The organism is Clostridium ragsdalei P11, from assembly GCF_001675165.1.
Lineage (GTDB): Bacteria > Bacillota > Clostridia > Clostridiales > Clostridiaceae > Clostridium_B > Clostridium_B ragsdalei.
In genome coordinates this window covers 158,399-171,648 of record NZ_LROS01000033.1, presented here as the reverse complement: position 1 = coordinate 171,648, position 13,250 = coordinate 158,399, and the positions used below count along the sequence as shown (strand labels likewise).

The window sequence follows — 13,250 nt, the reverse complement described above, 5'->3', positions numbered from 1 at the left end:
TATACTTATTATTTTAACACAAAATTTTATTTTTATATATAATCCTGGTCATAAAATTTCACCCCTACATTTAAGATGCAGGGGCCTATAGTTCACAATATTAACTATAAAATTCATAAAATATTAGATGAAATTGGAATACTTACTGTAGTCCTACACTCACTAGAAGTGCACCATCTACCTTTTTCATATCTACATCTGTCATATGACCAATTTTTTCCTTTAATCTTCTTTTATCTAAAGTTCTTATTTGTTCAAGCAGCACTACCGAATCTTTATTTAGCCCATAGGCTTCTGAAGAAATTTCAACATGAGTAGGTAGTTTTGCTTTATTTATCTGAGAAGTAATAGCCGCAACAATTACAGTGGGACTGTACTTATTACCTACATCATTTTGTAGGATAATAACCGGCCTTACCCCTCCTTGTTCAGACCCAACTACAGGGCTCAAATCAGCATAAAATATATCTCCTCTTTTCACTACTGTTGTCATCTGACAAATCACTCTCCGAAAGCTTCGCTTCATATTCTTTTAATTCCTTTATGTCACTTGCAAAGCCCATTTCTGCGAATTCAAGATTAAGCTGCGCCATTTCCCTATATCCTTTTTCCATTTCTGATATTCTATTTAACCTTTTTTTCTCATTAATATATAATATGATAACTTCCCTAATAAATTCACTTCTTTTTTTGCAATCTTCTTTAAGTGCTTTGTTAAATTCATTGTATAGTGTTTCTGAGAGGTTTACCACCAATCTTTTAGAATTTGACATATACAAATTAATACCTCCTATTACCCTAAGCGAAAGATATATACAACGTAATTATATTACCAAATCCACAAGTGTGTCAAAGAAATTATCTTTAATTTCAACATTTTTCTACTTGTATTTTTTACATAGGGCTTTTCATATCTATATTGATTTAATATAACTTTTGCCATGTTTCTATTTAAGTCTATTATAATTTTATATGTAACAATTTCAGATATTAATTAAATATATATGTAATAATTCATTGTAGTTACTTGCATATTGTATAATATACTTTTTACACCCAATTACTAATTTTATGTTAATCTCATGGTAATCATTTGTAATGGTAATCATTTGTAATGCAAATCAACTTTATGAATAAAATTTTCATTCATTAATCTTATTATTATCCTATACCAATTTCTAAGCTTATATTCATAATTTTCTGGTGTGTATATGTCTATATATCAGATTGGAAAATATGTTTTAAGAAATGTTTCAGTTTTTTCATATACATAATTACTTATATAATAATTATTGAAAACGCAGTTTGTCAAAAGCCATATGCAAGTATCCCTTTCTAAATATGTAATTAATTTAATTCTATGATTTTATTTATTAAAATTTATTTACAATTAAGATATAACTGCTGCATATAGCAATTATCTTAACTTAAAAAGTAGAGTACATATGACAGTTAAAAAAATATATATGAACTTGTTATCTTCTGTAATTTTAACTACTTTACTATCTTTTGTATTAGACTTCAATCAACTTTTTTTAGCTCTTGTCCACATCGTCTGATTGAAGATACCTATTATATACAACATCACTTTAAATTAATTTTTACTATATATGCCTATAATGCTTAACTATAAATATATCACCCCCTAAAATACCTTATTGATTAAAAATATTACTTACATGTTCTTATACTAAAACTAATTTATCTTAAACATATCCTCTTTTAATTCCACATTGGCTTTAAAATCGGTATATTTAATTTCTATCCGTTTTTTATATTTAGAATCGTATATTATGACGTATGCAGGAACATTATTTTTTATATTTACATACAACTGGGCTTTATACATATTTTTATTATTGCCAGGTATGTCTAAATTTATAACTTGATATTCTTCATTTCCCACCTTTTTAAATGAATTTTCAATCTTTTCATTCGTATAAAGGAGAGAGATATATTCTTTTATAAAACTAAACTTAAATAAACTTTGAAAATTTTTATCTATATTATAGGAATTTCCTCGCTTAATATCTTTAACATGTATCTTGCTTTCTTTATAAATAATTATTCTATTGTTGTCTAAATCAAACCTCTCTCCATATCTACTGTCATAAAATTGCTTTCCATTGTAATTTATCTGCTGTTTGTCATTTTTTATTAAAATATTTACATTGCAGTTGTAGCTGTTCAAATTCTTTAAATAATAAATTATTTTCTCTGTATTTTGAGGGTCTTTACCACAAGATGAAAAAATTACACTTAAAATAAAAAACATAATTCCTAATATCAGTAGTCTTTTTCTCACTTCGTTCCTCCAGTTTTCACAACTTTTTACTACTAATCTATTCTATTATGTTTTTCTATATTACTTTTTTATGAAATAATTATATGAAAATAAGACTATTCTGTTAATTTTTTTATTGAAAAAGGCAATTGATGCAAAACATGACTGGCATTTACAGAATACATATCTTTGGATAATTCTTCTCCCACATACCCATGTATAAATGCAGCAATAGAAGCTGCTTCAAAAGGGCCTTGTTTTTGTGCAGAAAAAGAAGCTATAATTCCCGTTAGACAATCTCCCATACCACCTGAAGCCATAGCTGAATTTCCTGTAGAATTTATGGCAACTAAGTTTCCATCTGTAATAACCGTGTTATATCCTTTTAAAAGTACAATTACATTATACTCCTTCGCAAAGTCTTTGGCTACTTTAATTCTATTTTCGCATATATATTCAATTCCTAAACTGGTAATTCTAGACATTTCTCCCAAATGAGGGGTTAAAATCACATCACATTTTTTTTCTTTTAAAATGTTAAGATTTCCACTTAAAACATTGATCCCATCTGCATCTATTACTACCGTTTTTCTGAAAGTAGTAATAACCTTTTTCACCAAGTTTAAAGTACTATCATTAGCTCCCATACCTGGTCCTATAGCAATAGCATCGCTTTTTTCTATAGTCTTTTCTAATTTTAGATTTTCTTCCAAATCTATAGTCATACCTTCAACAAGCTTTTCACTAAGTATAGGTTGTATATCTTTATAACATCCTAAAGTAACAAGCCCTGCGCCACTTCTTATTGCTCCCTGAGTACATATATAAGCTGCTCCTGTAAATCCTCTAGATCCAGCTATAACAAGTACTCTTCCATAATCTCCTTTATGACTAAACTTATCTCTAATTTTTAGTTTTCCTTTTATAAAATCTTGATCCATTATAAATTCAGATCCAGAAAATCTTTCAACAGCTAAATTTGGAATTCCTATGTCCTCTACTATCACTTCACCTGTAAATCTATCACTTCCATATTTTAAAAATCCCATTTTATATAGCTGAAAAGTAATAGTTTTATTAGCTCTCACACAGTTGCCCATAACATTTCCAGTATCACCATTAAGCCCTGAGGGAATATCTATAGAAATAACATAGCTGCCATACTTATTAATAAGATCTATTACAGAATCTTGTATTCCCAGTATATTTCTAGAAATTCCTGTTCCAAACAGAGCATCTATAGTAACATCACTTTCCTTTATACACTCTTTAAGTTGTACAAGGCTTTCTTCTGAATCTACTACATTCAAATTAATTCTTAAATTTTTTAAAATATTGTAATTTATGCTGCAATCTTCACTCATTCCGCTTTCTTTTCCAACTAAAAATACATGAACCTTTTTGTTTAAATTATAAAGATGTCTTGCTACCGCAAAGCCATCTCCACCATTATTTCCCTTTGTACAAATTACACAAAAAGAATCACATTTTTTTAGATCTATGTTTTTCACTACCTTTAGTGCTGCATTTTCCATAAGTACAATCCCTGGTATTTTTAATTCATTTATACTGTACCCATCTACAGCTCTAGCTGTTTTTACAGTCGCTATCTTCAACTTCATCTACCTCCATTACGGCATAGGCTATAGCATTATCCACTCCATGAGATATACTGAGATGAATCTTATAATTTCCACATTTATTAGCTATTAACTTTGCCTTTCCCTTTAATACTACAATTGGTTTACCTAAAGCAGTTCTATCTACTTCTATATCTCTAAAATCAAAACCACTAAATCCAGTTCCTAGTGCCTTTACTATAGCTTCCTTAGCAGCAAACCTTCCTGCTATAAATTCAGGTCTTAAATTTTTGTTTTTAAGATATTCTACTTCATTTTTGCTAAAAATTCTATCTATAAAATTTGAATGTTTACTAACAGCCTGTTCTATTCTCCTGATTTCAACTATATCAACTCCAACCCCAAATATCAAAATATAACACCTCCAATTTTAATACCTTTAATTATATACCTATTATACCTATATTATATTAATTTTTTAATATAGGTATAATAGATATATCAATTTTTTATATAAAAAAAAGAGGATTTCTCCTCTTTTCTATTAAATTAATATGCTGCATAATTTTTTTGGTTGTCAAAGTCCATAATGTAGTCGTCTACATAATCACCTATTACATCAACCAAGTGGAGCGGTGAAACTTTATTGTCATATAGTAATTTCAGTAAATTATGTACTTTATACTTTTCAGGACTTATATTTTGAATACTATCTCTTTGCACATTTATCAATTTTCCATCTAATATATCCTGTCTCTCAACTTCAATTCCATAAGCCTGCACCTCTTCAACATCCTTATGGGAATATGAAATAGCTATTTTCCCTTTAAGTAACCTATAAAAGTATACATACTCAATTTGTTTTACTTTCTCATTACTAATAAAATTCTCTATTATCATAAATTCTCTCCCCCCATAACATAGCTCATTATTGTCTTAAAAATATATTAGCACACACAGGGAAAAAAATGTGTCACTTCCTGATTAGCTTTTCTTAGAAATTATCCCTTATATATGACAATAAAAATCTATTGCTCACTTATCTTAGAAGCATATATATTTTTATCCTATTTACTAACAATTTTTATTAAATGATCCTGTCGAAAGCTTATCTATTTTGACTATCTATTTTTAAACTATCTGCAAAATCTATGTTTCCCTATAATTTTAATAAGAGGTCTCGACCATATCCATGAACTTGTTGCTGTAGAGGGATTAAAATAGTATATTGCTCCTCCTGAAGGATCCCATCCATTTAAAGCATCTCTTGCTGCATTTATAGAGCTCTGTTTCATATTTGCATGTATTTGTCCATCCACCACAGCAGTAAAAGCTCCTGGTTGATATATAACTCCTGCTACAGTAGATGGGAACCTAGGATCCCTAGTTCTATTTAGTATTACAGCTCCTACGGCTACCTGTCCTTCATAAGGTTCTCCTCTAGCCTCTCCATTTATCAATCTAGCTATTAATGTTACGTTTTGGCTATTTCCACCAGTATTGCTTCCAGTATTTATTGCAAGGGCTGCTAAAGTTGCATCTCCAACTATACCATCAGACTTTAATCCATTTTTTGATTGGAAATACTTTACTGCAGTGTAAGTTTGATACCCGTATACTCCATCTACACTACCATTGTAATACCCCCAGCTTCTAAGTTTTTGCTGTATTTGTATTACCATATTTCCTCTTGAGCCATAGTAGTATGCCACAGCTTTTACTGCATTATTATAGGGGAGCAAGAATAGAGAAGTTGATGCATATGTAAACACTATAGCAAGTATTAATACTAATTCTCTTTTAAATCCCATAATTTTCTTACCCATATGACCATCTCCTTTTAATGTTGATTCTCCTAAATGTAGTCTGTACACAAACGAAGTAAAAAATACATAAAAAAATGCTATCAATTTCACTTTAAATAAGTGGAATTGATAGCATTTCTTACCCTACTTTTCTTAGCCTTTTTCTCCAATTTGGTATTAATATGTCTTCTACTAAGTCATTCATTATAACTATGCCACATAGCTTTTCTTCATCATCTATTACAGGTAATGAAATAAGATTATATTTTGAACACATCTCTATGGCTTCATCTATATTTTCCTTATGATTTATACTTACTACATCCTTCATCATTATCGCCTTTAATGTATCTTCAAAATCTGACAATATCAAGTCTTTCAAGGACACCACACCTTCAAGCTGCTTTTGATCATTGATAATATATATATAATGTGATACCTCATCTTCCGGATTAATTTCTTTTAAAAACTCAATAGTATCTTTAACGGTTATATTTATATTAAAACAGATAAAATCCTTATTCATTATACTTCCTACAGTTTCTTCCTTATATTCCATAAGTGATCTTACTTCATCCGCATCATTTTTTTCCATATTTATAAGTATTTTTTCTGCAGTATCTTTATCTACTTCATCTAAAATGTCTGCTATTTCATCATTGGGCATATTGTATAACACCTCGTCCCTTTTAGACTGACTCAAATTTTCCAGAATATCTAGCTGTACTTCTGGATCTATTTCCTCTAATGTATCCGCTGCTAGATCCTCATCTAAACTTTCAAAAACTTTCTTTCTGTAGTTTACATCCATATCTTCTAATATATCTGCTAAATCAGCAGGGTGGAGCTTAGACAATTTTTTATATGGTACGGAAAGTTTTAAATTGTTATTTATCATTTCTAGTGATTCTACATTATCCCAAATTATAAGGCTATCTTCAGGCTTTTTGTTAAATAAATCATAGAACTTTTTTATGATTTTTTCTATACCAAGCCTTCTTCCTAAAGCAAGAACTCCTGTATCTACTGCTACAACTCTATACTCTCCTGCCATTTCTGCAATTCTGAGGTCATTAACTCTTACAAGTTTTTTCCCATTTATATCCACTATCTGTCTATCTAAAAGATGTTTTGATAAAAGATAGGAATAACTTTGAAGTATTATTTCCCTTATACCTTCTCCTTTAATTATAACCTTATCGTTATCGTCATAAAAGTTTATGTTCCTACACTCACAATTAAGTATTTCTTTGCCCTTTTTTATCTTATATCCTATGGCTCTTGGCATTCCATGATCAGAAGATACATAAACATCCCAAAGTTTCCCTACATATTCGTCAAATTCATTATAAACCTTTTTATAAAGAACTTTACTCAATAAGAAACTAGATAACTTTTTCATAAATATTCCTCCTTATATGCAGAGAAATATTTATAGAATCTACATGAACGTTTTAAAAGTTATCAATAGCATTGCCATCACCAATTAGATCTAATACTTCCCTGCACTTCTTCTATTAAATTTTCTTCTAAGATGCACCGACCTCCATAAGGTCCGTTTTCCATTTAACACACCACCTAAATTAAAAATTCAAATATATGCAAACAACTAAAAAAAGCCCACAGGGCTCTTAAACTAAAACTTTTTTAATCGTACGAGTTTTAGCACTATATAGCTTTAGATTTTCATCCAGCTGCATTAAGTAAAACCTTACTACGGTAATACCTGTTCACCCATTGGCATCTCTCGATGTTTCGGGGCAGCAGCATATGTCTATATAGGAGCCTCACCTAACATAATTAAACATAAACATTTACTTTTATACTATAATTATATTACAAATTCACTATAATGCAACTAGTAAATATTAAATTTATTTATATTTACCTGTTATGATACTTTAATTTCATTTTGCTCATTTTAATGTAAAATATCATAATTTATCTTTGCATATTTATATTATTTATTTAGTGTGTGTCTTCTTCTCCTTATCACCATTCAAAATCTACATATTCCTAAATATTTATCTCATAATATAATATGTTATACTAAAAATAAGTGAAACTAATCTGAAACATAAGAACGGAGAATGTAAATTGAATTTAAATACTAGTTTTTTATCTATATGTAAAGATGACATGAAAGCAAGAAATATAAGTCAGTTGGATTTTGTCCTTATAACAGGAGATGCTTACGTAGATCATCCTTCTTTCGGCTCAGCTATAATATCAAGGGTGTTAGAAAATGAAGGTTTTAAAGTAGGAATAATAGCTCAGCCTAACTGGAAAAATGCAAATGATTTTATGAAGCTTGGAAAACCTAAATTAGCTTTTTTAATAAACTCTGGGAATATGGATTCTATGGTAAATCATTATACCGCATCAAAGAAAAAAAGGCATGAAGATCTTTACTCCCCAGGAGGTAAATCTGGTTACAGACCCGACAGAGCTGTAATAGTATACTGTAATAGGGCAAGAGAAGCCTATAAGGATGTTCCAATAGTAATTGGTGGAATAGAAGCCAGCTTAAGGAGATTTGCCCACTATGATTACTGGAGTGATAATGTAAGAAGAAGTATTCTTTTAGATTCAAAGGCAGATCTACTCATATATGGTATGGGAGAAAAAACCATAGTACAAGTGGCAAACCTATTAAAATACGGAATGGATATCCACAAAATTACAGATGTAAGAGGTACAGTATACCCTTGCAAAGATAAAGCATTCATAAAAGACTATGTGGAAGTACCTTCTTTTGAAAAAGTAACACAAGAAAAAGGTGCTTATGCTGAAAGCTATAAACTAGAATATTACGAACAAGACGCATTAAGGGGGAAAACCTTAATACAAAAACATGGAGATCATTATGTTGTCCAAAATCCACCACAGTTTCCATTAACAGAAGAGGAAATGGATATAGTATATGATTTACCCTACATGAGAACATACCACCCTATATATGAAAAACTTGGTGGAATACCTGCTATAAAAGAAGTAAGTTTCTCAATTACAAGCCACAGGGGTTGTTATGGCGGCTGCTCTTTTTGCGCTCTTACTTTTCATCAGGGTAGAACTGTCCAAAATAGGAGTGAAAAATCTATAATTGATGAAGCTAAATTATTAACTACTTTAGATGATTTTAAAGGATACATACATGATGTAGGAGGTCCTACTGCAAATTTTAGGCATAAGGCATGCAAAATACAAGAAAAGGCGGGAGTGTGTAAAAACAGGCAATGTCTCTTCCCTTCTCCCTGCAAAAACTTAATTATAGATCATAGTGAATACTTAAATCTATTGAGAAAAATAAGAAAAATTCCTGGTATAAAAAAGGTATTCATACGTTCAGGAATAAGATATGACTATCTAATAAATGATAAAAATACAGATTTTTTTGAAGACTTATGTAAATACCACATAAGTGGACAATTAAAAGTAGCTCCCGAACATATAAGCGAGAGGGTTCTAAATCAAATGGGAAAACCTAAGATGGACGTATACAATAAATTTGTGAAAAAATATTTTGAAATAAATAAAAAAATAAATAAGAAACAATATCTAGTTCCTTACCTCATGTCCAGTCACCCAGGGAGTGATTTAAATGCAGCTATAGAACTAGCTGAGTATATAAAAAGCATGGGTTATACCCCTGAACAAGTTCAGGACTTTTATCCTACACCTGGTAGTTTATCTACAACTATGTACTATACAGGCATTAATCCTTTAAGTGGTGAGAAAGTATATGTACCTAAATCACAAAAAGAAAAAAATGAGCAAAGAGCACTTTTACAATTTTCTGTCCCGAAAAATTACAATTTAGTAAAAGAGGCTTTAATAAAATGTGGTCGTGAAGATCTAATTGGATCTAGCCCCCACTGCTTAATACCGAAAAATCCTCCAAGAAGACGCCATCATAAAAGCATCCATAAGAGCTCTAAGTAAGAAATTTCATAAAATTTTTCGATTAGAAGTTAAACTTATACCAAGCTATATAATAACAAATTTCACCACGTAAAAAACTTTTACTAAGTCTAAAGCTCGGTATTTTGAAAATCTAAAGACCTTAGCTAAACTCGTACCTCAAACATATCTAAGCTTCTAAGATTTTCTAAAATACCTCGCTAAGACTTATGGAAAAGTTTTTTAATATGCCTTCAATTTTGTTATTATATGTTATGTATAAGATGAAACTTCTATTAGAATAATTACATATAAAATTTCTAGCTTAAAAAATAACTTATGCGCAGAAACATTTTTACAATAATGAAGCACTTTTAAATATTTTGCATATAAGTCTTAGTAAAAAATTCTTAAAAAAATCTTAGAACTTTTGAATTGTTTGAGGTACGAGTTTTCAAAAGTTCTTAGATTTTTAGGATTTTTTGCTTAGACTTATCAAAATATTTAACGTACTGAATGTTGTAAAAATGTTCGGAGCATAAGTTATTTTTTACCTAGATACTTTACTAGGAGCTTTATAATTAAGGCTATCAGATGTTTTTTTCACTTTATTCAAAGCATATATGAAAACAACAATCCAGCCTACATCTCCAAGTATATTTTCTGCTAAAACTCTAATACCCATAAGCCATGCTATGAGCTCTGATATAGTTATGCAAGCTGCCAACAATACCATGTATATACCAAGTTTGTTGGCATTAGTTTTTTTAACAAATCCCAAAACAAAAAATATTACTAAAGTATTAAATACCAAGTACCCCCAGTATATATATTGATTTGATAAAACGAGAGTATATCCTAAAATAAACTTGTATTCCTCTAAGTTTTGCAGTACAGCTTCACACTTATACATCATCATAGCATATGCAGCACAAAGTACTGCAGTTATTATAAATATGTAATAAAACTTAACATTATCTTTTCTTACAAAAATATAGAGCACTGTAAAAACTATAATTGGAACTGATAGTAAGTTCAAGAAAAAGGGAACTTTCAGCAAATATAAATATTTCATACTACTGGAAAAGTACATGATAAAAATAGAAATGTACCTTAACAACATAGCCCCTATAATAATAAAAGCTACAACTTTTATTTTATCCGATAAAAATCTAATTAAAATAGCTCCTCTAAAGAGCATTATAAACATGATAAGTAATAAAAAAACATAAACGTAGAATGCCATATATTCTCCTTCTTTATTAATAGTATTCTAATTATATTTATTAATATCGCCTATCTTATATTACTATTTTTAAATAAATTTATAATTTTATCTCATCTTTTAATCCTAAAACTTCCATTCCGCCTTTAATACACTCTATAACAAGTGGGAAATCCGGTCCCCTTTCACCATCTATGTCAGTGACTATATCTTCATCACAATACACTTCTATTTTATTTGATTTAAAGTATATAAGTCCAGAAGTATCTTCCAAGTGATCTCCTCTTAACATTTTTATAAATAGTGCTATAATATCCTTTATCATTCCTGCTTTTATTATAATTACATCTAAAAGTCCATCTTGAATTTCAGCTTTATATGCAAACTTAAAGTTTCCTGCCATCTGTCCATTAAATATGAGCATAAGATACATGTCACCATCAAAAATTGCGTTCTCAGACTTGACTTTCACCTTAAGTTTTCTTAAATTTGGAAGTTATTCTAACCCTTTAACATAATAGGCTAACTTTCCCATAGTATTTTTCAAATTTACATCTGTTTTTTGAGATACATCCGTAAATAGTCCCGTACTAGCAACATTTATGAAATATTTGTCGTTTACCTTTCCTAAATCTAATTTTTTAGGAACACTGTTTACTATCTGTTGGCAGGCCTTTTTAATGTTTTGCGGCATTCCTATAAATTTAGCAAAATCATTGGCAGTTCCTACTGGAAGTATGGCTATAGGCATATCTATATTTAACCTTTTCATACAATTTACAACATTGTCTACTGTTCCATCCCCTCCAGCTATTAGTATGTATTTGTAAGTTTCATCTATATCTTCAAATGCCTTTTTTATGTCAAATTCAAAACTTATTCTAAAAGGAACTATTTCATAACCATATTTTTGATGTATCATAATAACTTTATCTATATTCGATATTATTGTATTTTCTCCTGAATATGGATTATAAATAAATTTCACTTTATTCATATTAAACTCCTCTAATTATATAAATTACAAACCTTGATTCTTTATTTAAATATATCACCTGATATTATATCACCTAAAGTAATAAATCCACAAGATTACTTGTAAATCTTGTGGATTTATTTACAAATTATTAAATTCTAGAATGCTGAGTAGTTATTTTCCGATATACTACTCAAGGCATCTCCTGCCTGAGTGTTTGATTTAGGATTTACTGCTAGATCTCCCAAAGATACCATTCCAACTACATTTTTATTTTCAACAATAGGTAACCTTCTTATTTGCTTGTCACTCATTACTCTAGATGCATCTTCTAAATTCATATCAGGTGATCCAGTTACAGGATTTGCCGACATAATATCTCTTACAAATTTGGATTCAGCGCCTCCACTCTGGGATGCTGATCTTATAGCTATATCCCTATCTGTCACAATTCCTATAACTTTTCCATTTTTACAAACTGGAACAGCTCCTATATTATTTTGCTGCATAATTTGTGCTGCTTTTTCCACAGTATCGTCATCATTTAAACTTATTACAGATTTAGTCATTATATCTTTAACTTTCATTTCAAACACCCCTTTAGGCATTTTCAAAGAAATAACTAGTTAGTATGCTAACATATTTGACTTGTTATTTTCTTTCAAATGCCTTAAATTGAATTTCATATTTATTATGTCCTAATCTAAAGATTATGTTACTTATAAATTATTGGTATCTTTAGACTTTTTTTTATGCATATATATAGAAATGGATGATATAATAAATAAAACTATTATGGGCAATATAAATTTAAATGAAAACGGCCTTGTCAAATTTCCTCCTATTAAGGAATAGGTTATCATTTCAGGTAAAATTCCTATTAAAGTTCCAAAAATAAAATCTCTATATTTAATTTTTGTAAGTCCTGCAGCATAACTAAGTGGATCATAGGGGAATACAAAACTTAATCTCATTGCAGTCATAATCCTAAATCCATACTTTTCTATATTGTCATTTAACGTTAAAGCCTTTCCTTTAAGAATCTTATTTACAAAAGATCGGCCTAAAAATCTGGATAAAAAGAAAGCTAGTGTAGCTGATCCAAAGCATCCGATCATACTGAGCAAAAGAGCCATATATGAATTAAATATGCTCCCCGCAATTATTGACATAAGAGATGCTGGCAGTATAAGTACTACAGGTCTTATAGTATAAATTAAAATAAAAATAATATCTGAAAACTTTCCGTAACTCTGTATATAACTTCTAATGCTATCCATACTTATCCTATATAAATTTCCTTTATATTTGTATAAAATAAATATAATAGTAAAAATCAAAAAAGATACTATCAAACACTTAAAAATACTTTCTTTACTATTTCTCATAAATTAACAACTATCCTTTTTTTTAATTTTAAAAGACAAATTAAATTACTAAATATATAATAAAATAAAAGGTAAATTCTGTATATAGTTTT

General features: G+C 29.3%; 12 protein-coding genes, 1 pseudogene and 1 riboswitch. Of the genes and pseudogenes, 1 reads left to right on the top strand and 12 read right to left on the bottom strand.

The window, feature by feature from the left end; genetic code table 11:
* Positions 1–142: 142 nt before the first annotated feature.
* The 8 genes from CLRAG_RS14170 to CLRAG_RS14135 all read right to left on the bottom strand — a co-directional run bounded on the left by CLRAG_RS14170 (position 143) and on the right by CLRAG_RS14135 (position 7,071).
* The gene (locus tag CLRAG_RS14170) at positions 143–493 is read right to left on the bottom strand and encodes a type II toxin-antitoxin system PemK/MazF family toxin (protein ID WP_013236988.1); all 351 of its coding nucleotides are present in this window, start codon (positions 491–493) and stop codon (positions 143–145) included.
* Positions 453–773 carry a CopG family ribbon-helix-helix protein gene (locus CLRAG_RS14165; RefSeq protein WP_029170139.1) on the bottom strand — a complete coding sequence of 107 codons (321 nt, stop codon included), beginning with the start codon at positions 771–773 and terminating at the stop codon, positions 453–455. The genes CLRAG_RS14170 and CLRAG_RS14165 overlap by 41 nt, the downstream gene beginning before the upstream one ends.
* Positions 774–1,696: 923 nt before the next feature.
* Positions 1,697–2,305 carry a germination lipoprotein GerS-related protein gene (locus CLRAG_RS14160; RefSeq protein ID WP_065079013.1) on the bottom strand — a complete coding sequence of 203 codons (609 nt, stop codon included), beginning with the start codon at positions 2,303–2,305 and terminating at the stop codon, positions 1,697–1,699.
* A 95-nt stretch (positions 2,306–2,400) separates the two neighbouring features.
* Entirely contained in the window at positions 2,401–3,900 is a 1,500-nt protein-coding gene (locus tag CLRAG_RS14155) for a bifunctional ADP-dependent NAD(P)H-hydrate dehydratase/NAD(P)H-hydrate epimerase (protein ID WP_065079012.1), read from the bottom strand.
* Positions 3,872–4,276, bottom strand: a complete 405-nt coding sequence (gene acpS / locus CLRAG_RS14150; protein ID WP_065079011.1) for a holo-ACP synthase — start codon at positions 4,274–4,276, stop codon at positions 3,872–3,874. Before acpS ends, CLRAG_RS14155 begins: the two co-directional genes overlap by 29 nt.
* A 137-nt stretch (positions 4,277–4,413) precedes the next feature.
* Positions 4,414–4,764: a DUF6514 family protein gene (locus tag CLRAG_RS14145; RefSeq protein ID WP_065079010.1), complete on the bottom strand. Its 351-nt coding sequence runs from the start codon at positions 4,762–4,764 to the stop codon at positions 4,414–4,416.
* A 236-nt stretch (positions 4,765–5,000) separates the two neighbouring features.
* Positions 5,001–5,690: a spore cortex-lytic enzyme gene (gene sleB / locus CLRAG_RS14140; RefSeq protein ID WP_065079009.1), complete on the bottom strand. Its 690-nt coding sequence runs from the start codon at positions 5,688–5,690 to the stop codon at positions 5,001–5,003.
* Positions 5,691–5,808: 118 nt separating this feature from the next.
* Positions 5,809–7,071: a magnesium transporter gene (locus CLRAG_RS14135; protein ID WP_065079008.1), complete on the bottom strand. Its 1,263-nt coding sequence runs from the start codon at positions 7,069–7,071 to the stop codon at positions 5,809–5,811.
* A 237-nt stretch (positions 7,072–7,308) separates the two neighbouring features.
* Positions 7,309–7,475, bottom strand: a riboswitch (M-box (ykoK) riboswitch).
* Between the two features lie 291 nt (positions 7,476–7,766).
* On the opposite strand from CLRAG_RS14135, the gene CLRAG_RS14130 reads away from it, so the two are divergent.
* The gene (locus CLRAG_RS14130; protein WP_065079007.1) at positions 7,767–9,611 is read left to right on the top strand and encodes a YgiQ family radical SAM protein; all 1,845 of its coding nucleotides are present in this window, start codon (positions 7,767–7,769) and stop codon (positions 9,609–9,611) included.
* Positions 9,612–10,119: 508 nt separating this feature from the next.
* Here CLRAG_RS14130 and CLRAG_RS14125 read toward each other — a convergent pair.
* The 4 genes and pseudogenes from CLRAG_RS14125 to CLRAG_RS14110 all read right to left on the bottom strand — a co-directional run bounded on the left by CLRAG_RS14125 (position 10,120) and on the right by CLRAG_RS14110 (position 13,158).
* Complete coding sequence (locus tag CLRAG_RS14125) at positions 10,120–10,815, bottom strand: hypothetical protein (RefSeq protein WP_065079006.1); 696 nt, start codon at positions 10,813–10,815, stop codon at positions 10,120–10,122.
* 79 nt (positions 10,816–10,894) lie between these two features.
* Positions 10,895–11,791, bottom strand: a pseudogene (locus CLRAG_RS14120) (YegS/Rv2252/BmrU family lipid kinase).
* 137 nt (positions 11,792–11,928) lie between these two features.
* Positions 11,929–12,357: a CBS domain-containing protein gene (locus CLRAG_RS14115; RefSeq protein WP_065079005.1), complete on the bottom strand. Its 429-nt coding sequence runs from the start codon at positions 12,355–12,357 to the stop codon at positions 11,929–11,931.
* A gap of 132 nt (positions 12,358–12,489) precedes the next feature.
* Positions 12,490–13,158 carry a TVP38/TMEM64 family protein gene (locus CLRAG_RS14110; RefSeq protein ID WP_065079004.1) on the bottom strand — a complete coding sequence of 223 codons (669 nt, stop codon included), beginning with the start codon at positions 13,156–13,158 and terminating at the stop codon, positions 12,490–12,492.
* Positions 13,159–13,250: the final 92 nt, after the last annotated feature.